We start from the raw sequence: 24,940 nt of genomic DNA, 5'->3' as shown, positions 1-24,940 counted from the left end.
CCCCCCCCCCCCCCCCCCCCCCCCCCCCCCCCCCCCCCCCCCCCCCCCCCCCCCCCCCCCCCCCCACAACGGCTCTACTTCACTAAAGCTCCATCCCACCCAAGCCCCCTGTAAAAACTCCACCCCACAGACTATCTGCACTTTTCAAATTGAATGTTATTTGAGACTGGCGGCAACCTTGTTGGCCACATCCCCGGGCAACCAGGCCTTCCAGATCTCCGGATGTTCCTTGAGGAAAGCCTCTGCCACCTGACGTGGCGGCAGGCGCTCCTCGCTCATCTTCGCCAGCGCCTGGTTCAACACACCGATCGGCAGGTCGACCTTGCTGAAAAACGCCACCACCTGCGGATATTGCTTCTTGAACGGCGCCGAGACGCCAATGCTCAACTTCGAGGCCAGCGAACGGCTCGGTTTGGGGTCGGGATTATTCGCGTCCGTCAGGGTTTTCCAGGCTTGCGCATCAAAGGCCGGTTCCTCCAACTGGACCAGCTTGAACTTGCCCAACAGCGGCGTCGGCGACCAGTAGTAGAACAGGATCGGCTTGCCACGACGAATCGACGAGGTGATCTCCGCATCCAGTGCCGCCCCGGAACCACTGCGAAAGTTCACATAACTGTCGGTCAGGCCATAGGCCTTGAGCTTCTGCTGGTTGACGATTTCCGATGTCCAGCCGATCGGGCTGTTGAGAAAGCGGCCCTTATCCGGGGACTCCGGATCGCGGAAGACATCCTTGTAACGGGCCAGGTCCGCGACCCCGCGCAGATCCGGCGCCAGGGGCTTGATACCGCGCTCCGGATCACCCTTGATCACGTACTCGGGCACCCACCAACCCTCCGTCGCACCCTTGACGGTATCGCCAATGGCCGCGACCTCACCCGCCGCTTCAGCCTTGACCCACACCGGGCTGCGTCCGGCCCACTCCTCGCCGATCACCTGGATATCATTCCTGGCCAGGGCCGTTTCCAGGGTCACGGTAGTGCCGGGCAGCATATCGGTTGGCAGGCCGTAACCTTTTTCGACGATATATCGCAGGATATCGGTAATCAGGCTGCCACTTTCCCAGTTCAGGTCGGCAAAGTGGATCGGCTGGGGAGCGGCCCGAACCGCAAGCGGCATGGTGCTGACACAGAGTACCGTCAGGGCGCTGGCGAACAGCGCGCGAAATCCTTTCATGGAATTACCTCAATCGCAGGTCGTCTCTCGGCGAAAAGGCCGAAAGCCCAGAAATCTTCAGTCACTTGAACTGTAGTCGAGGTTCCCGGATTGCCGCGCCAGCGATCAGGTCAAACTCATTGTTCGCTGGCCTTGAAGGTCAGTTCACCCTTGCGCCAGCGGGCAGCCTTCTTGGTCACGTCCTTGAGCGTCTTGCTCAAGGTACCCTGCAACTGTTCGTGGGCGGCAAACACCATCACGACGGTATGCCCTTCCTTGAATACAATGCCATGGCCTTCCGGCACGCTGACATAGGCATAGTCGCCCAGGCCATAGACCGTCAGTTTGATCTCGCGAAACTTGATGTCGAACTTGCCGCCTTCGCGACTGGGCAATACCGCGGCGCGAAAATGGTCGCCCACTTTCAGTTCCAGGCGCGGCTTGTCATCGACCACCAGGGAAGTTTCGGTGTCGATCTCGGCAATGTAGATGCCTTCGGCGGTTTGTTCGGTGATATAGACAAAACGTGATTGAAACTGTTTGACCAGCTTGGCCCGAAGATCCCCCAGTACAAACAGTGCATGCATATCCAGATTACTGACTGCCAACGAAAAGTCCTCAAACTCGAAAAATGAAGCCGCCCGGCAAGTGTCAGGCAACACAAAACGATCGGTCACTGCCGCCGGTTACTGAATAGAAAGCCCTGGTGTTTGCCCCGGTGGCCTGGCGATGGCCACCGGTGCGCAGAAAGCCTAATGGATACAAGGTCCCATGACTTCTGCGAAGCGTCATCAGCGCTTGAAGGAAAACACCGCATTGCACCGATCACGGGAAACCGGCAACTGAATTTGCGAGGGAAGGCCTTCTTGAAAAAAAGTAATTTCCGACATGCAGATTGCAAAAAATGCCCTGGATGAAATCAGTCCCCTGGCACAGAGAGTGATTCTAGAACACGTCAGGCCATTCGGGCCAATCAAACTACCCGTGGGTAGCCTCTTACAAGACAAAAAGTACTCGATTGTGTCCAGTCTGTCGCAAATACCTTGTCAAAACCCTCTTCGCCCCTACAGACCGACGCCCTGCGGTCGATAAGCTGGCAAGCGTCATTCCATGAGGATCACCGATGATCAACTTGAATCCATCCCTGACCCCGTCCGCGTTCCTGCTGTCGCCACTCGAAGAGACTGGCAGCTCCAGCAGCCGTCTGTCGTCCGGCCCGCTGGCGGGCGAAGAGCGTGGGTCGAATCTGCCGGGCGACAGTCTCGCGGCCAATGCAAAGGCGGCGAAGGATCGGGTCAAGAAGCTCAGGGCACAGATCGAGCAGCTTCAGCAAAAACTGCGCAAGGCCAATGCGCAGCTGGCGGCGACCAAAAGCGCCCGTCACCTCGACGAAGCCGCTCGCGAAGCCGCGGTCCAACCGGCCAAAGCGCAAGTTGCCGCTATTGGCAGCGCATTGAATGGCACCAGTAGCGCATTGTTCATGGCGGAAAAGCTGATGGCCGGGATGATCGACACCTCGGCCTGAGTAACTCCCCACGGTCTTGCGGCGCTTGAACCGACGCCATCGCCAGCAAGCCGGCGGCTATCGTTCAGTGTCGCTCACAGCCTTATTTTTCCGGCTTGTAGCCCAGGCGCAATCCGCCCCAATGGCGGCCTTTGACCATGATCGGCACCGACAGGTCATGCATCAACTCACCGGTATCACGGGTGTAGGTCTGCAACAGCAGCGGCTGCTGGTGGCTGCCACAGCGGATCCCCGTACGGTCATCGAACTTGCGCTTGGTCCGATTGTGCAGCGCATCCTGCTGCGGGTCGCCGCTCAGCGGCCGGCAAAACGCCTGGTTATGGGTCGGCACATAGCCCTGGGGCGTACAGGCAATGGCGAACACCAGGCCTTCATGGCGGGCCAGCAAAGGCTCCTGGATTGCCGGCAGGACCTGATCGGTGTAACGGTCGAAACGCGTCTGGTATTTGGCCGGTGAAGTATTGGCAATCGGCTGGTAAGTGCGGTCGAACAGGTCATCGAGACTGATGCGGCTCTGCTCGATATCCGCCTCGAAACGCGCGGCAATCTGTCCGGCCCCTTCCCGGGCCAGGTCGTAGACCCGCTGGTGGTAGTCATCCAGGCCGACCTCGGCGAGGCGTTGGCTGATGGTCTCGGCCTGCCCTTCCATCTGGATCGCCGCCTGGGTCAGATGGCGGGTCTGCTGGTCGCTGACAGCCAGATCACCGCGCATCTGCTCCACCGCCGTGAACAAACTCTCCAGTTGCTCGCGGTTGCTCTGGGCGCCGCGGGCGATCTCGCCGACCTGGGCTTCGACACTGGCGGCCAGACCGGCGATATTTTCCAGATGCCGACCGGTATTCTCGACCTGCTCCACGCCACCGTCCAGGTCCTCGGCCAGTTGGCGAATCTGTCCGACGACCTGGGTGGTGCGTTGCTGGATATCGGCCACCATGACCCCAACCTCATCGGTCGCCGTGGCGGTGCGCCCGGCCAACCCACGGACTTCGTCGGCCACCACGGCAAAGCCGCGACCATGCTCGCCGGCGCGCGCCGCTTCGATGGCGGCGTTGAGGGCCAGCAGGTTGGTCTGGCTGGCGATCGCCTGGATCACCAGGGTCACCCGCTGGATTTCCTCGCTGCGCAGGCTCAAGGCCTCGATCAATTCGCGGCTGGCGTTGGCCTGCTGGCTGAGTCGGTGCATGCGACCGATGGACTCCGATAGCACCGTATGCCCTTCGGCGCTGCTGCTGCGGGCCTCGCTGGCTGAACCCAGGGCCTGCTGGCTCAATTGCGAGGTGGCCTGCTCGGTGTCAATGACCTGTTCGGCGCTGGCGACAATCTGCGCAGCGGCGCTGAGTTGCGACTGCACCTTGCCGGCCAGTTGCTTGACCGAAAAGGCCACGCCGGCGGCGGACAGAGCGTTATGACTGGTGGTATGGGAAAGGTCACGGGTCAATTGCGCCAGGGCATCGTCGCTGCTCTGGACCGATAACACCGGGGCCTGGCGCATCCGCAGGCGCGGCAGCCAGACCAGCAACAGCGCCAGGGGCAGACAAACGCCCAAGGGCCAACCGGCAAAGGCCATGGTGGACAACAATAACGCCAGCCCCACACTCTGTATCAAAGGTGTCAGCCAGCGCCGCGCCGGTTTCGATTGCGCGGCCACATGCGACCCGACCCCAGGCAGAATTCCTTCTCCAGACATGTACTTACCCACCGTGAGCGTCTAATTGTTTTTTTCCATTAAACGCCACTATAGGGCCATTAGCTATGGTCCGTTAGTTGTAGGGCGCTTGAATCAACAATAGTTGCTGTGGGTCAAGTATGGAGCCGGGCTTGCTGGCGATGAACGATGCGCGGATTGACAGAAACAGCGCATCGTTCCGGATCGCCGGCAAGCCGGCTACCGAGGGCAGATCAAGCTTGGCGCTGGTGCTTGTCGATCTGCTCGTGACGTTCCTGGGCTTCGATGCAGTACTTGGTGGTCGGGCTGATCAGCAGGCGCTTGAGGCCGATCGCCTCGCCACTGTCGTCGCACCAGCCGAAGGAGTCGTCGTTGATGCGCAGCAGCGCCTGTTCCAGCTGCGGCAGCATACGCTGGTCGCGGTCGATGGCGTTCACCAGCCAGGTACGTTCTTCTTCAACGGAAGCGGCGTCAGCCGGATCAGCCGGGGTATCGAGACTCTCGATGGCAATACGGTTCTGCTCGATACGCTCGTGGGTTTCGACTTTCATCGCTTGCAACAGCTCGGTAAAGAAAGCCAGTTGCTCGGCGTTCATGTAGTCGTCCGCCGGCATGGCCAGCAACTTTTCCTTTGTCATTGATTTCTCTATAGAAAATACGTGCATTAAGGCGAATTAGGGAGCGTTCTGCACACCTGAGGGGATGCACAGAAAGGCGCCGTCCATTCCAAGCGCCACCCGGCACTCAATTTACGAGGGGCGGCAGTCTAAGGCCGAGTTATCGAGTCAGCAACTGAAATGACAGCAAAAACCTCCGATACGCCCACACAGGCGCTCTGGCGCCCGTCCCGTGGAGACGTATCGGAGTGTGTTTATAACAAGAAATTCGCCGCAAAGCGCCTGTTAAGGAGACAAATGGTCACGCAGCGCGCGGCGTAGCACTTTGCCCACGGTGGTCTTGGGCAGCTCCTCGGTGCGAAACTCGACAATCCGCGGCACCTTGTACCCCGTCAGATACTCCCGGCAATGCGCCAACAGTTGGGCCTCGCTCAAGGCCGGATCCTTGCGCACCACGAAGATCTTCACCCGCTCCCCGGTCACCTGATCGGCCACACCGATGGCCGCCACTTCCGCGACACCGGGGTGCAGGGCGACCACATCCTCGATCTCGTTGGGGTACACGTTGAAACCTGAGACCAGGATCATGTCCTTCTTACGATCCACCAGGCGAATGAAACCCTGTCCATTCATCACCCCGATGTCGCCGGTCGACAGCCACCCAGCCCGGTCCAGCACTTGGGCGGTCTCCTCCGGGCGCTGCCAGTAGCCTTTCATTACCTGCGGGCCACGGACCTGCAACTCGCCCTCTTCGCCAAGCTCGGCCAACTCGCCGTCTTCGCGCATGAACCGCACCCAGGTCGACGGCAATGGCACGCCAATGGTCCCGCTGAAGTCGCCCTCGCGCATCCGCGCGATATCGATCGGGCTGATACTGACCACCGGCGAACACTCAGTCAGCCCGTAGCCTTCGATGATCGGCACCCCGGTCACCTCCTTCCAACGCCGGGCCACGGCGGTATGGGTGGCCATGCCGCCGGCAATCGCCAGCTTCAGATCGGAAAAGTCGCGAGCACGGAAGTCCGCGCTTTCCAGCAGCCCGTTGAACAGGGTGTTGACCCCGACGATGCCACTGAACTTCTCCTTGCGCAGGATCATCTGCACCCGCTTCACATCACGGGGGTTGGCGATCAGGATATTGCGCCCGCCCAGGCACATGAACATCAGGCAGTTCACCGTCAGCGACAGCACGTGATACAGCGGCAGCAGGGTGACATTGGTTTCCTGCTGGCGCTCATCCAGCTGGTTGCCAACCCAGGCCTTGGCCTGCATCAGATTGGCGAGGATATTACGATGGGTGAGCATCGCCCCCTTGGCATCACCCGTGGTGCCGCCGGTGTATTGCAGGAAGGCAATGTCATCGTGGGCCAGCTTGACCTTCCTGGCCTGCAACCTCGCGGCCTGCTTCATCAGCCGTGGAAAACGGATCGCCCCCGGCAGATGGAAGCGCGGCACCTGTTTCTGGACATGTCGCAGCACAAAGTTCAAGGCCGCGCCCTTGAACGTCCCCACCAGATCGCCGATTGCCGCCACCACGATGTTTTTCAGCGCACTGCCGGGCAGCGCCTGCTCCAGGGTGTGGGCGAAGTTCTCGAAGATCACCACGGTCTCGGCACCGCTGTCCTTGAGCAAGTGCCTGAGCTCATGGGCGGTGTACAGCGGATTGACGTTGACCACCACGGCCCCCACCAGCAGGGTCCCGAACAGACAGATCGGGTATTGCAGGCAGTTGGGCATCATCAGGGCTACACGATCGCCCTTCTTCACCCCCCGGGACTGCAGCCAGGCGGCAAAGGCAAAGGCGCGCCGCTCCCATTCGAGGTAGCCCATCTCGGTCCCGATGCTGACGTACGCAACGCGCTCGCGATATTTCTCCATATGTTCGAGAAACACCTCGCGCAACGATGGATAACGGTCGATTTCGGTTTCGATATCGGCGGGAACCCCCGGCTGGTAGGCGTTCAACCAGATGCGCTGATCAATGCTGTGCAGGCTTGCGACACTCATGGCAGTCTCCTTGTTGTTGTTTTATTTTTCGACGATGGCGGTCACGCCCAGCCCGCCGGCGGCACACACGGAGATCAGTCCGCGTCCCTGACCGCGCTCGTCGATGGCCTTGGCCAAGGTCGCCAGCAGGCGCCCGCCGGTGGCGGCAAATGGATGCCCGCAGGCCAGGGAGCCGCCATTGACGTTGAGCTTGTCACGGTCGATCGAGCCCAACGCGGCGTCCAGGCCGAGGCGTTCACGACAATAGTCGGGGTCCTCCCAGGCCTTCAGGGTGCAAAGCACCTGGGCGGCAAAGGCTTCGTGGATCTCGTAGAAGTCGAAGTCCTGCAGCGTCAGGCTTTCGCGGGCGAGCATTCGCGGCACGGCATAGGCCGGTGCCATCAGCAAGCCCTCGGTACCATCGACGAAATTCACCGCCGCGGTTTCGCCGGTACGCAGATAAGCCAGCACCCGCTGGTTGTTCGCCCGGGCCCATTCCTCGCTCGCCAGCAGGACCACCGAGGCCCCATCGGTCAACGGCGTCGAGTTGCCGGCGGTCAGGGTGCCGTTGCGTTTGTCGTAAGCCGGCCCCAGACCGGCGAGCTTCTCCAGGCTGCTATCGGCGCGCAGGTTGTTATCGCGTTTCAGCCCGCGATAAGGGCTGATCAGGTCATCGAGGAAACCGCGCTTGTAGGCGACATCAAGGTGTTGGTGACTGGCCAGGGCCAGTTCGTCCTGGGCCAGTCGGCGGATCTGCCAGCGCTTGGCCATTTCCTCGCAATGCTCGCCCATGGACAAGCCGGTACGCGGTTCGCCGTTGCGCGGCAACAGCGGGTTGAAGAACATCCCCGGACGGACCCCGAGCAGGCTGCGCAGCTTGTCGCCCAGGCCCTTGGCCCGGTTGGCCCGCAGCAGGATCTGACGCAGGGCTTCGTTGATCGCGATGGGCGCATCCGAGGTGGTATCGGCACCGCCGGCGATTCCCACCTCGATCTGCCCCAGGGCAATCTTGTTGGCCACCAGCAACGCTGCCTCAAGACCGGTGCCGCAGGCTTGCTGCACATCGTAGGCCGGGGTCTGCGGCGACAGGGTGGTGGACAGCAGGGACTCGCGGGCCAGGTTGAAATCCCGCGAGTGCTTGATCACCGCCCCGGCGGCGAACTCCCCCAGGCGCTTGCCCTCCAGGCCGTAACGATCGATCAAGCCCTGCAAGGCGGCTACCAGCAGATCCTGGTTACTGTCCTGGGCGTAGACGGTGTTGGAACGGGCAAACGGAACCCGATTGCCACCGAGGATGGCGACCCGACGCACCGGCGCCGGATTGAAACTGTAGTGACTCATGACCGATCTCCCCGGATAAAAAGCCCGCGCATATGCGGTTTGTCCCCCGCCCTGTTGCGCACTTCGAACTCATGGCGCGTGCCGGTCGGCGGCACATTCCACAGCGTGGCACCGCCGGGCAGGAAGATCGGCAGTTTGAACTCGCAAGTCAGCTCGGCGGCCGCCAGCGGATACGGCGGTTGTTGCGCCGCCAGCGCCCGACCCAGGGTCCACATGCCATGGGCAATGGCCCGCGGAAAACCGAACAGGCGCGCCCCCAGCCAGGAGGTATGGATCGGATTGTGATCGCCGGACACCCGGGCAAAACGCCGCCCCAGGTCCGCCGGCAACGACCAGCGCTGGGTCCACACCAGGGCCGCTTCGTCCAGGTCCAATGCGCCCTGCCAGGGCTCGCCCTGGGGCGTGACCACGCCACGGCGCAGATACAGGCTTTCACTTTCCCAGACCAGGCCGCCACCGCCTTTGGCCCGGGTGACGATCTGCACCGCCTGGCCCTTGGGGTGTGCCACCCAGCGCTCGCAATGCACCTCCAGGCGCAAGGCCTGCCCGATCTCCAGGCGCTGATACTGGCGAATGCGATTGGCCAGGTGGACCATGCCGCTGGCCGGCCAGGGAAAGGTCGGGCTGGTCAGCAACAGCAAGTGCAGAGGCAGGGCCAGGTTATGGGGAAACGGCAACGGCACCCCATGTTCAGGGCGAAAGCTACAGGCCCGGGCGTAACGGCTAATGTCCGCGTCCAGCAACTCCACCGCCGGCCGGACCAGTCGTTCATCGGGCAAGCGCGGCGGCCCGTCGAGCTTGGGTTTACGCAAGCTGCGCAGGCCGAGCCAGAGCAGGCGGGCGCCGGAAGGCGGCGGGTCGATGAGACGAATCGAGGAGTCGGCTTTCATCATTCAGGCCCCCAGCAGGCTTTGCCCGCAGACGCGGACCACCTGTCCATTGATCCCGCCGGAAGCCGGATGCGCCAGCCAGGCAATGGTTTGCGCGACGTCCTCGGGTTGCCCGCCCTGGGCCAATGAATTCATCCGCCGTCCTGCCTCACGGATCAGCCAGGGAATCTTCGCGGTCATCTGGGTTTCGATAAACCCCGGTGCCACCGCATTGACCGTCACCTGCTGGCGCGCGGCCAATGCCGCCAGCCCCTGGACCAATCCGATCACCCCGGCCTTGGACGCGGCGTAGTTGCTTTGCCCCAGGTTGCCGGCGATGCCGGAAATCGACGACACGCCGATAATCCGCCCGCCAGGATTGATCGCCTGCCCCTCCAGCAGGGCCGTGCTCAACCGCAACGGTGCCTCCAGATTCACCGCCATGACCTTGCGCCAGGCGGCTTCGGTCATTTTCGCCAGGGTCTTGTCCTGGGTGATGCCGGCGTTGTGCACGACGATATCGAAAGCACCCTGCTCGCCAGCGCATGTCAGCAGCCGCTCGACCGCCTGGGGCGCGGTAATATCCAGGGCCAGCGCGGTTCCCCCGAGGGATGCCGCCACGCCTTGCAACTCGGCTTCCACCGCTGGAATATCCAGGCAAATAACCTGGGCGCCCTCACCGGTCAGTGCCTGGGCGATGGCCAGGCCGATGCCGCGACAGGCCCCGGTCACTAGGGCACGTTTCCCGGTAAGCGGCTTGTCCCAGAGAATATCCCCGGGCACATCCACCGACTCGGTGATCCGCACCACCTGACCGCAGACAAACGCCGAGCGCCGGGACAGGAAGAAACGCAGGCTGCTGTCCATTTCCGTCTCGGCACCAGGCTCGACGTACAACAGTTGCGCAGTGATCGCCCGCCGCAGCTCCTTGCCCAGGGAACGCACAAAACCCTCCAGGGCCCGTTGCGCCACGGTCTGGGCCAGTGTCGCGCACAGTTCCGGCGGCGTGCCGAGGACCAGCACCCGGCCATGGGCATTCAGGCGCCGGACATTGGCGTGGAAGAACCGGTACAACTCGTCCAGTTGCTGCACTTCAGCCAGGCCGCTGGCATCGAAGACCAGCCCCTGGACCTTGACCGTGGACGGCGCATCAATGCTCGCCGGGACCGCAGCCACGGTCTCGGTAGCGGCGAAGATCCGTTGCAGCTCGCCCAGCAGGCGGCCCTGCGGCCCGGCAGCCAGCACCACCGGGTTGAGCAAGTTGCCTGACTGGCCTTGACGATAACGTCGCAACGGCAAGGGTTGCGGTAAGCCCAGGGTACGGGCGAGCCAGCGGCCCCAGGGGGTATTGACGAACGAAAGGTAACCATCAGCCATGATTAGATTCCGATAAACCCGAGAAAAATCATTAAACCGGGTTGCCCGCGGCTACCCGACGCTTGCCCAGGTTTTTGTCGGCCTGGTCGAGATACGCCTGGCGCCGCTGCAACGCCTCCAACAGACCAAAGTCCTGGGGAAAATCATCCACCTGGATCGCATGGTCGGCATATTCAACATAGCGCCCAAGCAGCTCGTCCTCTTCACCACTGATCAGTTGCAAGTCCAGAGCCAAGGCCCGCCAAGGGCCGAAGGCCTCGCGGGAAATCGGCAACGGCGCCACCAGCCCCTGGCGAACGGCCGGTTTCAGGCGCGCGTCAATCAGTTCCACCTGGGGCAGCAAGCGGAACGCCAGCTCGCCGTAGGCCAGCTTGTCGATATCCGGCTGCGGGATATAGGAGTCGGCCAGCAACCGGTCGCGACTCTCGCCCGGGGTTTGCACCAGTTCGGCGACTTCGGCCAGCAGCCGATCGGAAGGTTTGCCCCGGGCTATGCCGAACGGAAACGCCAGGCCGCGAATGATCCGGCTGGCCGCTTTCGAAGGATAATTATCGAGGGTTTCGCTCAAGGCTTCATGGGCGCGCCACAGGGCGTCCTGGGCCGCCCAGTGCACCAGCGGCAGGTCCGCACGTGACCGGCCGTCGTCATCGAAGCGCTTGAGGACACAAGACAGGATGTAGAGCTGCGAGAGGATATCGCCAAGCCGCCCGGTGATACTTTCCTTGCGCTTGAGGGCCCCGCCCAGCACGCCCATGGAAATATCCGAGGCCAGCGCCAGCACCACCGACAGGCGCTCGATCTGCCGATAATAAGGAGCCAGTGCCGGATCGCTTTGCGCCGGCGCCTTGAGTAGCCGGCCGGCCGTCAGCCCGTGCACCGCGGCCCGGACCGTGTTGGCCAGGACAAAACCGATATGGCCGAACATCGCCTGGTCGAAAGCTTCCAGCCCCTCGGGCCCCTGGCGACGGGCCGCCTCCATTTCACGCAATACGTAGGGATGACAGCGGATCAGCCCCTGGCCATAGATGATCAGGCAGCGGGTCATGATATTCGCGCCCTCCACCGTGATGGCAATCGGGCTTTGCTGGTAGGCCCGGGCCAGGAAGTTGTTCGGCCCCATGCAGATACCCTTGCCGGCGGCGATGTCCATGCCGTCGTTGACAATGGCCCGGGCCCGCTCGGTCACGTGGTACTTGGCGATGGCGGAGATCACCGAGGGTTTCTCGCCGGCATCCAGGGCGGCCACCGAGACCTTGCGCACCGCATCGCAGGCATACAGATGCCCGGCCATGCGCGCCAGCGGCGCCTGTACCCCTTCGAACTTGCCGATGGGCAAGCCGAACTGCTTGCGCATCGCGGCATAGGCCGTGATGCCGCGCACGGCGACCTTGCCTAGGCCGACATTGGCCGAAGGCAGGGAAATCACCCGGCCGGCGGCCAGGCATTCCATCAGCATGAGCCAGCCATTACCGACCTGCTCGCGACCGCCGATCACCCACCCCAGGGGAATAAAGACCTGCTTGCCCTGGGTCGGACCGTTCTGGAACACCGCGTTGAGCGGCCAGTGTCGACGACCGTGTCGCACCCCCGGATGGGAGGTGGGGATCAACGCGCAGGTGATCCCCAGGCTGCCCGGGCTGCCCAACAGGCCGTCGGGGTCTTCGGCGCGGAACGCCAGGCCCAGCACCGTGGCGATCGGGCCCAGGGTGATATAGCGCTTGTCCCAGGTGACGCTGAAGCCCAGCACTTCCTCACCTTCGAAAGTGCCCTTGCAGACCACCCCGAGATCGGGAATCGCCCCAGCGTCGGAACCGGCGTAGGGACTGGTGAGGGCAAAACAGGGAATGTCTTCGCCCCGGGCCAGACGAGGCAGATAGTACTGGCGCTGGGCCTCGGTACCGTAATGCAGGAGCAGTTCGGCCGGCCCCAGGGAGTTGGGCACCATCACTGAGATCGCCGCCGCCGAACAGCGGGTCGAGAGTTTCATCACCACTTGGGAATGGGCATAGTGGGAGAAGCCCTTTCCGCCGTATTGACGGGGAATGATCATGCCGAGAAAGCCAGCCTCCTTGGTGTACTGCCAGGCCTGGGGTGAAAGGTCCTGCCAGACCTGGGTGGTTTCCCAGTCGTTGGCCATGTCGCAGAGGGTTTCCACCTCGTTGTCGAGAAAGGCCTGTTCTTCTTCGCTCAAGCTTGCCGGCGCGGCTGTCAGCAGGCGCTCCCAGCGCGGTTGGCCGCTGAACAGCTCGGCGTCCCACCAGACGGTCCCGGCCTCGATCGCGGCGCGCTCGGTGTCGGACATGGCCGGCATGATCCGGCGAAACAGGACCAAGGCCTTGCGTGAAAACAGGGCCCGACGCAAGGGTCTGACCGCCAGCACCACGGCCGGGACCAGGGTCAACAGCCCGCCGATGGCAATGCCTAGTGGCCCGACCACACCGAACAGATAACCGCTTCCCAGCCAGACCAGCACGCCCGCCAACCACAGGCGGGCGGACGCCTGCCGATACCCGAGGGCCAAGGCCCCCGCCACTGCCAACAACAGCCAGAAAGTCATGAGCACACCTCTTTGAACATTCAGGAAAAACCACCGGCGACGAGGGCGAATGGCGCTAGGGGCAGCCATCGACACGACGACTCGCAGGCTTCTACCTTACAAAGAATAGAATCGTTTTAAAATTATTTTTTAAATAAAAATTTATATTTTATGCCGAACAAAAAAACCGATCGAGTCGGTTCTTTGGAAGCGTCTTTCCGCAAGGCACAGCACGCCCCTGTAGGAGCCGGCCAGCCGGCTCCTACAAATTTCGCCGCACCTGAGCACAGCGCAATGACAGAAGTTGCTATCAGAACTTGTAAGTCGTCGACAGACTGACCACTTCGCCGGAGGCCTCTACCTTGCCATCGAGTGTCGAGCCACCGAGCCGATCCACGTTCTGGGTATGGATCGGGGACTCTTTCACGAACTGCCGTGAATATGCGCCATCGATGCTCAACCCCGGTATTTCCTTGATTTCATAACCGAAGCCCAGGGAAGTAAACCAGCGGTCGTTGTCCGGAATACGAGGGTCGCGGGTCGAGTTACGGGTTGGCGTCTGGTCGAAGGCCACACCGGCGCGCAGCGTCAGGCGATCGGTGAACTTATAGTCCCCCCCCAGCGAGTACATCATGGAATCCTTGTAGTTATAGGGAATGGCCACAATGACATTGCCGTCGGACTTCAGCGTCAGATCCTTGAAGGAAGACCACTGGGTCCAGGTTGCACTGACGCCCAGGGTGAAACGGTCGCTGAACACATGCACCCAGTCCAGGCCGGCCGTGGCGGGGATATCCAACTGGGTACTGGCGTTGGCACCGTCCGGATTAAGACTGAGCCCAGGATAGGCCAGCCCCACCAGCGTCTCACCATTGGGCCCCAACGGCTGGGTGGTGTACTGCCTGCCGAGCGCATCGGCGTAGATATTGTATTTACCCTCCAGCTTGTTCTTGATCTTGGCGTGATAGTTCAGCCCGAGGGTGTCCCGATCGGTCGGTTTCCAGACCACCCCGGTAAACCAACCGACCGAGGTATTGTCCACCTTGACCCGCATCAGGTTCGAGCCGACGCCCGATGGGAAGGGAATGCCCCCCAGCCCCGGGGACAAGGCCGCCGCGCCAGTCAGGTTGAGGTTCTGGCTGACGAACCCATTGGTGTGTTGCACGATAACACCACCGCCCACCGAAAAGGCATCGTTGACCTTGAACGACAGCGAGCCCGTGAGCCCCACGGTCTCGATCTTGGTATCCACGGCAAAGTCACGACCTTTCCAGTCTTCGTCCCAGGTACTGCGCATCCCCTGCGGAACTACCTGGCTAAGGCCAAAAGCAAAACGATCATTGATCGGTATGACCAGAAACCCGGTTGGAACCCAGGCCGTAAAACCGCCTTGGCCACCATCGCCTGTCAGGGGCACAGCGTCGCCGGGAATGCCATTGGCATCCACGGGGGTCCGCGAGGCAGGATTGCCCTGATAGTCGGTGGCGGTCCCCGTATACTTCAGTTTGATACGCGCATAGTCGACCGTGAACTGACCCACACTCTGATCAATAAAGGCCATTGCCGCCGGGTTGTTATAGGCAGCACTGGGGTCGTTCTTGAACAGCGAACCGCCCCCGAAAGCACGCCCCCAGCCAGGTGCACCGTAGGTGGGTGTCGAAAAGCCGCCGGCCTCGACAGGCCCTGCACTCACCAACCCGCCCAGAACAGCCAGTGCGACAGCGACGTGCAATTGTTGTTTCTTATTATTCATGCCCCACTCCTTATTATTATCAACCGCAACAGGTCATCCCGGCTAACCAGCACTCAACAGACGCCTCCGGGGAGGCGCCGGTCTTATCAACGAGTGATCAGCACGTTGCTCTCAACCCAACCTCAAGGGTTGGTGATGACAAAGGTCGGATTAGGTGCGACGCTGAGTGCGGTGATGCTGCAACTGCCCACGGCCTGGGCACTTGGAACGGTCAACGCGCCGCCACCATAGTTGGTGCTGATATTGGCAGTGCCACAGTTTGAAATAACACTGAAGCTGACGCCGGACACCGTTGCGGTACTGGTGCTGGTCGGCGTCAGCGTCCAGGGCAGGTTTTGCATCACTGGTACACTGCACAGGGAGTTGGAACCACTGACAGTGGCCGCGGTAATCGACGCCGAGGAGCCGTCAACAGCGGTCTTGCCCGTGAACGTGATGTTGCAGGTCACGGGCAGGTTGAACGACGCCGGGGATTTCACCGTAATGGTGCCGGGTGCGCTGAAGTTGGTATTGACCGGAGTAATGGTAGCAGCGTTGACCATGGATGCCGCGCCTAAGCAGACAGCAATGGCAGTGAACGATACAAAAGTCTTGATGCCTTTCATTGTTGTTATTCCTCACATGTTATGGCGATTCATTTCGCCGGGGGGTAATGGCCGTTAACGGACAACACGGAGTACCACGACAGCAACAGCGACCGAGCTTCCTTTTCCAGCCAAATTTTCAAAGTCCGCAATGTAACTTTTCAACACCCGACAAACGCCGGGTCAGTCAATTCAGGGTACGACCCGAAAGTTCGCCGGCATCTGGATCGACACCGTCTTGATAGTGCAACCACCGTCCAGCGCCACATCGGCTGCCTGGAGTTTTCCGCTGCTGTTGCTCCAGGAGCCGTGCGCCGTGGTCGGTCCACAATCGCCACCGACAAACGGCGCATGCACCGTGACCTGGATGCCGGACATCGAGCCACTGCCTTCATCCTTGGCCACCAGCTTCCAGGGCAGGTGCGTGGCCTCGACCTGGCCGCATTTCAAACCGCCGTCGAAACCGACCTTCTCGACACTGGCATAGCTGCCGTCAGCGCTGATCCGGCCGCTGACTTCAATGGTGCAGTCGGCATTGATGATGCTCTTGGCAAAACTGATCGGACCCTTGGCGCTGAACTCGCTATTGGCCGGTTCCATCCGCGCGGCGGCAAATGCCGGTGCCACGGCCGACAACCCCAGCAGTACCGCAAGTACCCGAACAGCTAATCGAACTCTTTGCATGGTTGAGGTCCTTCCTGGTACTTATTGTTGTTTTTATGGGCCAACTTCATTTTTTCCTCGGGCGCCCTCCGCCAATCGCGGCGTGAGTTTTCCCGCCATGCGCACTTTCAAGGGTGGGCATGTTGTTTGACGGTTCCATTCAATAGGTGTGGCGGGTACCGTAGCGCTCCAATAACTCCACGCGTTTGGACGACTGCAAGTTGGCCAGTCTTATATTCCCTTCGTAGTGGGCCAGGACCCGATGATCCATCAGGCGTCGCCAAAGAAACGGTACATAAGCCCAGACCATCATGCTCGCGTATCCGTAAGGCAGTTGCGGTGACTCATCGAAGTGTCGCAAGGCCTGATAACTACGCGTCGGATAGGCATGGTGATCGGAGTGTCGCTGAAGTTGAAAGAGGAAGATATTGGTGACAACCCGATTACTGTTCCAGGAGTGCCGTGGCGAACAGCGCTCGTAACGACCGCTGGGTAGCGTCTGGCGCAACAGTCCGTAGTGTTCGACATAGTTCACTACTTCCAGCAGCGAGAACCCGTAGATCCCCTGGATCAGCAAGAAGGGAATCACCGCGCTGCCCAACCAGAGGATCAGGCCACTCCACATCACCACGCTGAACAGCCAGGCCCCGAGCACGGTGTTTTTCCAGTGCACGGCCGGCAATCCCAGTTTGCCCAGCCGCTCGCGCTCCAGGCGCCAGGCCGAACGCAGGCTGTGGTGCACCGAGCGCGGCAGGAAACTCCAGAAACTTTCCCCAAGGCGCGAACTGGCCGGATCTTCCGGGGTGGCAACACGCACGTGGTGACCACGATTGTGCTCGACGAAGAAGTGGCCATAGAAGGTCGGCGCCAGGGACAACTTTGCCAGGAACTGTTCCAGCGGCCGGGTCTTGTGTCCCAGTTCATGGGCAATGATGATCCAGCGGTAGTCGGTTTGTTTTTCAAGATCCGGAACCACGGCTTCCGGTGGGTTGCTGCGGTCTTCGCCGAGCAGGCCGTCAATCATCGGGATCAGCCCGAAGATCACCAGCACCCCGCTCCACCACAAGGCCTGGATGCCCGTGGCGAGGGCGAACACGCCGGACAATAGCGGCGTGGCCATCGGCAAAGCAACGAGCCACCACAGATGCCGCTTGCCGTCAGTCCAGGTTCCAGGTGCCGCCAGGGAAGCATTCATGGCAGCCTCCGCGGGATCACAACGGAACACGAACGCACAGCCCACTGAAGGGCAGGCAGGGAAAAAGCAAATGCGTCAGAAAGCGTTATTTTCATTATTTTAATCGCTCAAATGCACTTTTAAAAAAAACATTCAAAACATTTTTTTAAATATTTAGCCCGATTTCGATAGCTCGTCAACTATTTTCTTGGGGAATTCTCAACGCCGTTCACAGAATCGCCGACCAGGCTGCAAACCACTCGATCAGGAAGCGCCCTGCACCGCGGTTACCGGGCTAGTGGCGGGATGTTGAGTGGGTTGCGCGCGCAGGGCGATATCCTGGACCAGTTCGACCACTGGCTCCACGGCGGTGACCGGCAACATGTGCCCGCCTCCCTGGATAATCTCCAGACGCAGGCCTGGCAGCTTGCCGAGCATCGACTCACCGTGCTTGCGGTAATTCAGCACGTGATCCCGGGAGCCATAGACCAGGCCCACCGGCAGCATCAGTTGTGGATAGCGCCGGACCATGTCCGGCAGGTGCTGGTTGACCGTGGCGATCTCGCTGGAGGCGCAATAGAAGTTGTTGCTACGCAAACCCAGCAATCCGCCACCGCGCCGGGCAAAGTCATGGGGCGGCGATTCGGGGGCGAACACTGCCTTGATCAGGGCCTTGCGTCCGAGCATGCCAATGGGCGCGGCGAGGACTCCCGCGAACCAGCGCCGCAACCACGCGGGCCGCACCCCCAGTGACAGAAACACCGGGGGCAGGATGCGCTGGGGCTGAGTCAAGGGCGCCACCAGCACCAGCCCGGAAACCGCCTGCGGATGATCAAGCGCCAGGGACAAGGCCAGTGCACCGCCAAGCGAATGCCCGAGTACCAGGGGTCGATCCAGGCTCAAGGTGCGAATGAACTCGGCGATCAGGCTGGCCTGGGCGGGAATATCGACCCCGGCGCCCGGACGGCGGGAGGAGTAGCCAGAGCCGGGGCGATCCAGGGTGATCACCCGGAACTGCTCGCGCAAACGCGGCGACAAGGCATAGGTCAGGTTGCGTCCACAGCCGGACAGCCCGTGGATCATCACCAGGGCCGGACCGCTGCCCTCGTCCACATAATGAATCCACTCGCCGCCCACCTCGATAAAACGCCCCTCGGGTGGCACCGTGGTTTCGATACTCCGATTGATCCGCGAACCGATGGCCCACAGCACGGCATTCGCCGCCGCAAAAACTCCAATCCCGACGCCCCATCCCATTGCTTGGTCCTCGCACCCCTGCCTCCAGGCGCGGAGCCGGGATTGGCTACCACCTCGAGAATCGCCTACACCTCATGAACCGGCCCATCGGTCGGATGAGTCGCCAGGGTTCGGCAGAACACTAGCGTAGGCGATATTTTCAGGTAAGTTATTTAAATTATTTTTTAAAACATTTAATTTAATTATGCAATGCTGATGGTTCATCCAGCGCTGCCGCTCACCGGCGGACGTTGCCACACTTGAGGTACACAGCATGAATGCGTACTCGTCACCCCCGCCAGATGGCGAAGCCGTTGATATCGCGATCATTGGCGCCGGTTTTGCCGGGCTGTGCATGGCCATCCGCCTGAAGCAGGCCGGCACCCGCGATTTTTTCGTCGCCGAACGGGCCAACAGCCTGGGCGGCACCTGGCGCGACAACCACTATCCGGGCTGCGCCTGCGATGTGCAGTCGCATGTCTATTCCTTTTCTTTCGCGCCCAATCCGTACTGGAGCCGGCAATTTGCGCCCCAGGCGGAAATCCGTGCCTATCTGGAACGTTGCGCGGAGGATTTCGGCATCGGTTCGCACCTGCGTTTCAGCATGGCCCTGAGCGCCGCGGTGTTCGACGAAAGTCGCCAGCGCTGGGCGTTGAGCTTTGCCGATGGGCGCCAGGTATCGGCACGGATGCTGATTTCCGGCATGGGCGGACTCTCGCGCCCTGCGCTGCCGGATATTCCGGGGCTGGCGGGCTTCCAGGGCAAAAGCTTCCATTCCCAGCACTGGGATCACGACTATGAACTGGAAGGCAAACGGGTCGCGGTGATCGGCACCGGGGCCAGCGCCATCCAGTTCGTGCCGCAGATCGCCCCGAAAGTCGCGCACCTGAGCCTGTTCCAGCGCACCCCGCCGTGGATCCTGCCCAAGCCGGACCGTCAGCTGTCGACGGCTGAACGCTGGCTGTTCAAGCACCTGCCCGTTACCCAGCGCCTGGCCCGCTCGGCTATTTACTGGGCCCTGGAAAGCCGGGTGATTGCCTTCGCCCGCTATCCGAAGCTGATGAAGCTGGTGCAGAAAGTCGCGGTGCGCCATCTGTACCGGCAGGTCGCCGCACCGACGCTGCGCAAGACCTTGACGCCCGACTACACCATCGGTTGCAAGCGCATCCTGATCTCCAACGATTACTATCCGGCCCTGGCCCGCAGCCATGTAAAAGTGGTCAGCCAGCCGGTGACGCGGATCGAGGCCGATGCCGTGGTCACCGCCGATGGCCTACGTCATCCGGTCGACTGCCTGATCTTCGGTACCGGTTTCCAGGCCTCCGAGCCCTTGCCCCGGGGCCTGATCAGCGGGCGCGACGGCGTCGACGTCCTCGATGCCTGGGCCGATGGCGCCCACGCCTACCTGGGCACCTGCCTGCCGGGCTACCCGAACCTCTTCATGATCATCGGCCCGAACACCGGGCTGGGGCACAACTCGATGATCCTGATGATCGAGGCCCAGGTCACCTACATCCTTCAGGCCCTGGAGCAGATGCGCGACCAGCGGATCGAGACCCTGGAGGTCAGGCCTGAAGTGGAGCGCCGCTACAACGAGCGACTCCAGCAGCAACTGCAGCGCGCGATCTGGTCAACCGGCGGCTGTCGCAGCTGGTACCTGGACCCGCGCACCGGCAAAAACACCACGCTCTGGCCCGGTTCGACCTGGCGGTTCAGGCAGGTCACAGGCCATTTCCAGCTCAGCGACTATCGGGTTTCCATCCGGTTATCCCCGTGCCCGGAACCGGCCCCCGCCCAAGCACACGCCCCACGAGGCCGCCCATGAATACATTCAACGGCAAGGTGGCGGCGATTACCGGGGCCGGGGCCGGCATGGGCCGCGCCCTGGCCATTGCCCTGGCCCGCGAAGGTTGCCACCTGGCCCTGGCGGACAAGAATCCCCAAGGCCTGGCCCGCACCCTGGAACTGGCCCGGGCCGCCACGTTGCTGCCACTGCGCATGACCACCCAGGTGCTCGATGTCGCCGAACGCCAGGCCCTGTTCGACTGGGCCGCCGCCACGGCCGCCGAACATGGCGGCGTCAACCTGGTGTTCAACAATGCCGGAGTGGCGTTGTCGAGTACCATCGAAGGCATGAGCCAGGAAGACCTCGACTGGATCGTCGGGATCAACTTCTGGGGCGTGGTCCATGGCACCCAGGCCTTCCTGCCCTACCTCAAGCAGTCCGGCAACGGCCATATCATCAATACCTCCAGCGTCTTCGGGCTGTTTGCCCAGCCCGGGATGAGTGCCTACAACGCCACCAAGTTCGCCGTGCGCGGCTTTACCGAGTCGTTGCGCCAGGAACTCGACCTGATGGACATCGGTGTCTCGGCCACCTGCGTGCACCCTGGCGGGATAAAGACCGATATCGCCCGTTCCAGCAGGATCCGCGACAACGTCAAGGGCCTGCTGATCGACAACGAAGAACAGGCCCGGGCGGATTTCGAAAAACTCTTCATCACCGATGCCGACCAGGCGGCCCGGACGGTCCTCCACGGCGTGCGGAAAAACCGCCGGCGGGTGCTGATCGGCCGCGACGCCCATGCCCTGGACTGGCTGGTGCGCCTGCTGCCCGGCGCCTATCAGGCCCTGGTGGTGTTCGTCACCCGGCGGATGTCGCCCCTGGGTAAACGCAAGACTCGGCCTGGCGCCCAAGACGCCAAGGACCCGGGCGGCCTCAATTGAAAGGAGTATCTGCCATGTTGCCCGTGCGCCGTGATGTCCATGTCGACCTGCCCGCCGAACGTGCCAAGGACTGGCATGCCCAGGGGCCGTGGGTCACGCATTTCTTCAATGCCCTGTCCTTGCTGTTTCCCTCCGGCGAACTGTTCTTCATGGACAGCGTGCGCCATTACCGGGATCGGGTGCACGACCCCGAACTCAAGCGCCAGATCCAGGGTTTTATTGGCCAGGAAGCCATGCACAGCCGCGAGCACCTGCGCTACAACGACATGCTGCAAGCCGCCGGCCTGCCGGCGCACAAGCTCGATCGACGGCTGCGGATGATTCTCGACTTCCAGAAAAAGCACTTCCCTCCCGCCTTCAACCTGGGCATCACCATTGCCCTGGAGCATTACACGGCGATGCTCGCCGACCTGATGCTGCGCGACCCGAGCCGTTTCGGCGACTCGGTCGAAGGTTATCGACAGATGTGGATGTGGCATGCGCTGGAGGAGACCGAACACAAGTCGGTGGCCTTCGATGTATGGAATACCGCGCTCAAGCCGGGGCTGGGGCGCTACCTGATCCGTATCGGCAGCATGCTGAGCACCACGCTGATGTTCTGGCTGGTGGTGTTCGACTTTCATCTGCGCCTGCTGATCGCCGACCGCAAGGCCGGTCATCACCTGAAAGGTGGCTGGAGCATGCTGAAGTACCTGTTCGGCCGCCACGGCATATTCCCACGCATCGCCAGGCCCTGGCTGGACTACTTCAAGCCGGATTTCCATCCCTGGGACCATGACAACCGCGAGCATCTGCAACGTATCGATGCCCTGGTCGAGGCGATGGATAACCAGCGCTCCTGACTGCGCAGCCTTGCTCTAATGCCATCCAGTTAATGAACTGGGATTGTGAAAACGCCACATAACCTGTGGCAGCTGGCTTGCCAGGTCAGTCCGGTTCCAGCGCTTGGATCTGGCTGGCGGTATCGATACTCACCACCACCGACAGCCCCGGGCGCAGCCGGTCGAGCTCCTCCTGCCCCGGATCGACGATGATCCGAACCGGCACCCGCTGGGCGATCTTGACGAAGTTGCCGGTGGCGTTATCGGCCTGCAACAGACTGAACTCGGAGCCGGTCGCCGGGGCAATGCGCTGCACCCGGCCGGTAAAGCGGCGATGGTTGAGGGCATCGACGGTAAAGCTTGCCGCCTGTCCCACGCGCACCGCCGCCATCTGGGTTTCCTTCATATTGGCAATCACCCAGTGCCGGTCCGGGACCAGGGCCATCAACTGCGCGCCGGAGTTCACATAGGCTCCCAGCCGCACTCCGATCTGCCCCAGTTGGCCATCCCGGGGCGCGGTGATACGGGTATTGGAAAGATCGATCCTTGCCAGCTCCACCGCCGCCTCGGCGTTGCTCACGGCGGCTTCCAGCGAACCGCGGTTGACCAGCACGGTTTGCAGGTCCTGACGGGAAATATCCAGCGCCGCCCGCGCCTGCTCCACCGCCGCTCCCGTCTGCGCATGGTCGGCACGGGTCACGTCGAGCTCACGGCGCGACACCGAACCATCGGCGATCAGCGCCTCATTGCGCTTGAGGTCGGCGCTGCTCTTGAGCACCTGGGCCCGACTGTTGTCGAGCGCCGCCTGACGCTGGGCGATGGTCGCCTCGGCGCTGCGACGCTGCTGCAGGTTGTTGGCCAGGGCGGCCTTCTGCACCTCCAACTGGGCCAGCGCCTGGTCCAGCCGCTGCTTATAGATACGGTCATCGAGGCGCACCAGCAGGTCACCGGCCTTGACGAACTGGAAATCCTGCACCGGCACTTCGAACACATAGCCGCTGAGCTGTGGACCGATCAGCGTCACTTGCCCGCGGACCAGGGCATTCTCGGTGCTTTCGATGGCGCTGCCGAACGGCGGCAGTTGCCAGGCATACAGCACGATCAACACGCCGGTGATGGCGATCGCGGCAAAGCCCAGCGAAGAAACGATGCGCACGCCCAGGGATCTCGGCTCGGTGGACGAGACGCCGGCTGGAGTGCCCCCTTCGGGGGTGGCGGCAATGGCATTGGTCGTGGTCGCAGGTTCGCTCATCGTGAAGGGGCACCGCTGGTGAGAGTGGAAGACGGGGCGTTGCGGGCAATCTTCTTGTTCATGCTGAGCAACCACAAGCTACGGGCGAAAATCCACAGCATGGTCAATAGCGCGATCACCGCAATCAGCATGAATACATCGTTATAAGCCAGGATATTCGCCTCGCGGGTCGCGGACGCGGCCAGTGCCTGCATCCCCTGGGTGGCGCGCGCCGACGGATCGAAAATCACCCCAGCGTAGGCCGCGCTGCTGCTTTGCAGGCGGGCGGCGACCTGCGGATCGATCAGCGTCAGGTGTTCGACGATGCTGCTGGAGTGGAATTTCTCCCGCACCACCTGGAAGGTGCCCAGCAACGCGGAACCGATCAGCCCGCCGAGATTGTTGCAGATCCCGAACAACACTGAAAAGCTCACCAGGTTGCGCGGGTTGGTCACCACGTTGCGAGTGCCCAGGGCCATGGTCGGGCCGAGGAAAAAGGTCCCGCCGAAGGCCAGCAGGAATTGACTGGCGTACATGTTGGCCGGGCGCGTCAGGTTGCTGGAGAAGCTGTCCATGGACGAACCGAGCGCGATCAGCGCCAGGGAAATGATCAGCGGCATGAGCAGGTGCTCGGGATCAATGGTCAGGGCACTGACCGCCAACCCGGCGATGCTGCCCAGCAACATCACCCCATAGAGGCTGCGCATCTGCTCGCTGCCCATGTTCAAGGCCTGGAGAAAGCCCACGGCGCCGGTGGACTGCTCGGACAAGACCATGCGGATCAGGATCACCGCCAAGCCCAGGCGGATCATCGCCCCGCTACCGAGCCAGCGAGTCATCAGCATCGGGTTGCTGCGGTTGTGCTCAATCGCCAGTCCCGCGAGGATCAGCACGATCGACGCGGCCGAGGCCAGGCCGATCCAGGGTGCCTCCAGCCACCAGTCGATCCGCCCCAGGGACAGCACCGCACAGAGCAACGCCACGCCGCTGGCGAGAATGGCGAAGGTCAGGAAGTCGAGTTTCTCAAAGGTCTTGAAGCGATCGCCCGGCGGCAGCTTGAGCAGGAACACGCAGCCCAGGGCCGCCAGGGCCAGTCCCAGCTCGAACAAATACAGGCCACGCCATTCGGCGATCTGCAGCAGGTCTTCGGAAAACAGCCGGGCCAGCGGCAGCGCCAACTGCGAGGTACCCAGGCCCAGCACCAGGGCCTTGAGCCGCCACTTCGCCGGGAAGGCCTGGATCATGTAATACAGCCCCAGGGAACTCAGGGCCGCGCCAACCATGCCGTGGGCCGCGCGCACGGCAATCGCCGAACTCAGGTCATTGACGAACAGATGGCCGAAGGTCACCAGCGCATAGAGCACCAGGAACACCTCGGTGAACGCCCGCAGGCCGAATTGCTGGCGAAACTTCACCAGCAACAGGTTCATCGAGACGTTGGTCATCACATAGGCCGCCGGCAGCCAGGCGATTTCCGCCGTGGTCGAGCCCAGGGCGCCTTGCAGGTACGGCAGGTTGGCGATCACCAGCGCGTTGCCGAGCCCGCCAGTCAGGGCCACCAGCAGCCCGACCATCGCGTAGGCCCAGCGTTTCGGCGTGGAATGCAACGGCGTCGACGGCGATCCGGGCAGGCTGGGGCGCTCGTGGGGCTGCCAGTCGTGCGGCGCATAATGGTTCATCGG

20 protein-coding genes are annotated in these 24,940 nt (G+C 62.1%); 4 read left to right on the top strand and 16 right to left on the bottom strand.

Features of this window, described 5'->3' with window-relative positions; genetic code table 11:
- Positions 1–156: 156 nt before the first annotated feature.
- Together AC07VG_RS13660 and AC07VG_RS13655 are read right to left on the bottom strand one after the other, a co-directional pair.
- Positions 157–1,173: an ABC transporter substrate-binding protein gene (locus AC07VG_RS13660; RefSeq protein ID WP_495021340.1), complete on the bottom strand. Its 1,017-nt coding sequence runs from the start codon at positions 1,171–1,173 to the stop codon at positions 157–159.
- 116 nt (positions 1,174–1,289) lie between these two features.
- On the bottom strand, positions 1,290–1,760 hold the full coding sequence (locus AC07VG_RS13655) for a hypothetical protein (protein WP_495002230.1): 471 nt from the start codon (positions 1,758–1,760) through the stop codon (positions 1,290–1,292).
- A 515-nt stretch (positions 1,761–2,275) separates the two neighbouring features.
- On the opposite strand from AC07VG_RS13655, the gene AC07VG_RS13650 reads away from it, so the two are divergent.
- Positions 2,276–2,677, top strand: a complete 402-nt coding sequence (locus AC07VG_RS13650; RefSeq protein WP_495002229.1) for a hypothetical protein — start codon at positions 2,276–2,278, stop codon at positions 2,675–2,677.
- An 82-nt stretch (positions 2,678–2,759) separates the two neighbouring features.
- Here AC07VG_RS13650 and AC07VG_RS13645 read toward each other — a convergent pair whose 3' ends face one another.
- The 12 genes from AC07VG_RS13645 to AC07VG_RS13590 all read right to left on the bottom strand — a co-directional run bounded on the left by AC07VG_RS13645 (position 2,760) and on the right by AC07VG_RS13590 (position 18,500).
- Positions 2,760–4,169: a methyl-accepting chemotaxis protein gene (locus tag AC07VG_RS13645; RefSeq protein WP_495021354.1), complete on the bottom strand. Its 1,410-nt coding sequence runs from the start codon at positions 4,167–4,169 to the stop codon at positions 2,760–2,762.
- A gap of 407 nt (positions 4,170–4,576) precedes the next feature.
- Complete coding sequence (locus AC07VG_RS13640; protein ID WP_100943636.1) at positions 4,577–4,981, bottom strand: TraR/DksA family transcriptional regulator; 405 nt, start codon at positions 4,979–4,981, stop codon at positions 4,577–4,579.
- A gap of 264 nt (positions 4,982–5,245) precedes the next feature.
- Entirely contained in the window at positions 5,246–6,967 is a 1,722-nt protein-coding gene (locus AC07VG_RS13635) for an AMP-binding protein (protein WP_495002228.1), read from the bottom strand.
- A 21-nt stretch (positions 6,968–6,988) separates the two neighbouring features.
- Positions 6,989–8,287 carry an acetyl-CoA C-acetyltransferase gene (locus AC07VG_RS13630; RefSeq protein ID WP_495021339.1) on the bottom strand — a complete coding sequence of 433 codons (1,299 nt, stop codon included), beginning with the start codon at positions 8,285–8,287 and terminating at the stop codon, positions 6,989–6,991.
- On the bottom strand, positions 8,284–9,177 hold the full coding sequence (locus AC07VG_RS13625) for a MaoC family dehydratase (protein ID WP_495021353.1): 894 nt from the start codon (positions 9,175–9,177) through the stop codon (positions 8,284–8,286). The genes AC07VG_RS13630 and AC07VG_RS13625 overlap by 4 nt, the downstream gene beginning before the upstream one ends.
- Positions 9,178–9,180: 3 nt before the next feature.
- Positions 9,181–10,533: a 3-oxoacyl-ACP reductase gene (locus tag AC07VG_RS13620; protein WP_495002226.1), complete on the bottom strand. Its 1,353-nt coding sequence runs from the start codon at positions 10,531–10,533 to the stop codon at positions 9,181–9,183.
- A gap of 31 nt (positions 10,534–10,564) precedes the next feature.
- Positions 10,565–13,090, bottom strand: coding sequence for an acyl-CoA dehydrogenase (locus AC07VG_RS13615; RefSeq protein WP_495002225.1), 2,526 nt, complete (start codon positions 13,088–13,090; stop codon positions 10,565–10,567).
- 289 nt (positions 13,091–13,379) lie between these two features.
- Positions 13,380–14,822, bottom strand: a complete 1,443-nt coding sequence (locus tag AC07VG_RS13610) for an outer membrane protein transport protein (protein WP_495002224.1) — start codon at positions 14,820–14,822, stop codon at positions 13,380–13,382.
- 122 nt (positions 14,823–14,944) lie between these two features.
- Positions 14,945–15,427, bottom strand: coding sequence for an alkane oxidation protein activator PraB (gene praB / locus AC07VG_RS13605; protein WP_495002223.1), 483 nt, complete (start codon positions 15,425–15,427; stop codon positions 14,945–14,947).
- Positions 15,428–15,598: 171 nt separating this feature from the next.
- Positions 15,599–16,090, bottom strand: coding sequence for an alkane oxidation protein activator PraA (gene praA, locus AC07VG_RS13600; RefSeq protein WP_495002222.1), 492 nt, complete (start codon positions 16,088–16,090; stop codon positions 15,599–15,601).
- A 139-nt stretch (positions 16,091–16,229) separates the two neighbouring features.
- Positions 16,230–17,264: an alkane 1-monooxygenase gene (locus AC07VG_RS13595; protein WP_495021338.1), complete on the bottom strand. Its 1,035-nt coding sequence runs from the start codon at positions 17,262–17,264 to the stop codon at positions 16,230–16,232.
- Positions 17,265–17,507: 243 nt separating this feature from the next.
- Positions 17,508–18,500, bottom strand: coding sequence for an alpha/beta fold hydrolase (locus tag AC07VG_RS13590; protein ID WP_495002220.1), 993 nt, complete (start codon positions 18,498–18,500; stop codon positions 17,508–17,510).
- A gap of 253 nt (positions 18,501–18,753) precedes the next feature.
- Between AC07VG_RS13590 and AC07VG_RS13585 the strand changes: the two genes are divergently transcribed.
- The 3 genes from AC07VG_RS13585 to AC07VG_RS13575 are packed head-to-tail and all read left to right on the top strand — an operon-like array spanning position 18,754 to position 22,048.
- Positions 18,754–20,304, top strand: coding sequence for a flavin-containing monooxygenase (locus AC07VG_RS13585; RefSeq protein ID WP_495002219.1), 1,551 nt, complete (start codon positions 18,754–18,756; stop codon positions 20,302–20,304).
- The gene (locus tag AC07VG_RS13580) at positions 20,301–21,206 is read left to right on the top strand and encodes an SDR family NAD(P)-dependent oxidoreductase (RefSeq protein WP_495002218.1); all 906 of its coding nucleotides are present in this window, start codon (positions 20,301–20,303) and stop codon (positions 21,204–21,206) included. The genes AC07VG_RS13585 and AC07VG_RS13580 overlap by 4 nt, the downstream gene beginning before the upstream one ends.
- 14 nt (positions 21,207–21,220) lie before the next feature.
- Positions 21,221–22,048, top strand: coding sequence for a metal-dependent hydrolase (locus AC07VG_RS13575; protein ID WP_495002217.1), 828 nt, complete (start codon positions 21,221–21,223; stop codon positions 22,046–22,048).
- A gap of 85 nt (positions 22,049–22,133) precedes the next feature.
- On the opposite strand, the gene AC07VG_RS13570 is transcribed toward AC07VG_RS13575, so the two are convergent.
- Positions 22,134–23,279 (bottom strand): HlyD family secretion protein, encoded by a 1,146-nt coding sequence (locus tag AC07VG_RS13570; RefSeq protein ID WP_495021337.1) that lies wholly within the window; start codon positions 23,277–23,279, stop codon positions 22,134–22,136.
- Positions 23,276–24,937, bottom strand: coding sequence for an MFS transporter (locus tag AC07VG_RS13565; protein ID WP_495021336.1), 1,662 nt, complete (start codon positions 24,935–24,937; stop codon positions 23,276–23,278). Before AC07VG_RS13565 ends, AC07VG_RS13570 begins: the two co-directional genes overlap by 4 nt.
- Positions 24,938–24,940: the final 3 nt, after the last annotated feature.

The sequence above is a fragment of the Pseudomonas sp. GW821-FHT03C07 genome, from assembly GCF_059420925.1.
This window is presented reverse-complemented; position numbering and strand designations above follow the sequence as displayed.

Coding starts and splice junctions, on each gene's coding strand:
- AC07VG_RS13660 (WP_495021340.1), bottom strand. CDS start 1,173: ATGAAAGGATTTCGCGCGCTGTTCGCCAGCGCCCTGACGGTACTCTGT.
- AC07VG_RS13650 (WP_495002229.1), top strand. CDS start 2,276: ATGATCAACTTGAATCCATCCCTGACCCCGTCCGCGTTCCTGCTGTCG.
- AC07VG_RS13645 (WP_495021354.1), bottom strand. CDS start 4,169: ATGCGCCAGGCCCCGGTGTTATCGGTCCAGAGCAGCGACGATGCCCTG.
- AC07VG_RS13640 (WP_100943636.1), bottom strand. CDS start 4,981: ATGACAAAGGAAAAGTTGCTGGCCATGCCGGCGGACGACTACATGAAC.
- AC07VG_RS13635 (WP_495002228.1), bottom strand. CDS start 6,967: ATGAGTGTCGCAAGCCTGCACAGCATTGATCAGCGCATCTGGTTGAAC.
- AC07VG_RS13630 (WP_495021339.1), bottom strand. CDS start 8,287: ATGAGTCACTACAGTTTCAATCCGGCGCCGGTGCGTCGGGTCGCCATC.
- AC07VG_RS13625 (WP_495021353.1), bottom strand. CDS start 9,177: ATGAAAGCCGACTCCTCGATTCGTCTCATCGACCCGCCGCCTTCCGGC.
- AC07VG_RS13620 (WP_495002226.1), bottom strand. CDS start 10,533: ATGGCTGATGGTTACCTTTCGTTCGTCAATACCCCCTGGGGCCGCTGG.
- AC07VG_RS13615 (WP_495002225.1), bottom strand. CDS start 13,090: ATGACTTTCTGGCTGTTGTTGGCAGTGGCGGGGGCCTTGGCCCTCGGG.
- AC07VG_RS13610 (WP_495002224.1), bottom strand. CDS start 14,822: ATGAATAATAAGAAACAACAATTGCACGTCGCTGTCGCACTGGCTGTT.
- praB (WP_495002223.1), bottom strand. CDS start 15,427: ATGAAAGGCATCAAGACTTTTGTATCGTTCACTGCCATTGCTGTCTGC.
- praA (WP_495002222.1), bottom strand. CDS start 16,090: ATGCAAAGAGTTCGATTAGCTGTTCGGGTACTTGCGGTACTGCTGGGG.
- AC07VG_RS13595 (WP_495021338.1), bottom strand. CDS start 17,264: ATGAATGCTTCCCTGGCGGCACCTGGAACCTGGACTGACGGCAAGCGG.
- AC07VG_RS13590 (WP_495002220.1), bottom strand. CDS start 18,500: ATGGGATGGGGCGTCGGGATTGGAGTTTTTGCGGCGGCGAATGCCGTG.
- AC07VG_RS13585 (WP_495002219.1), top strand. CDS start 18,754: ATGAATGCGTACTCGTCACCCCCGCCAGATGGCGAAGCCGTTGATATC.
- AC07VG_RS13580 (WP_495002218.1), top strand. CDS start 20,301: ATGAATACATTCAACGGCAAGGTGGCGGCGATTACCGGGGCCGGGGCC.
- AC07VG_RS13575 (WP_495002217.1), top strand. CDS start 21,221: ATGTTGCCCGTGCGCCGTGATGTCCATGTCGACCTGCCCGCCGAACGT.
- AC07VG_RS13570 (WP_495021337.1), bottom strand. CDS start 23,279: ATGAGCGAACCTGCGACCACGACCAATGCCATTGCCGCCACCCCCGAA.
- AC07VG_RS13565 (WP_495021336.1), bottom strand. CDS start 24,937: ATGAACCATTATGCGCCGCACGACTGGCAGCCCCACGAGCGCCCCAGC.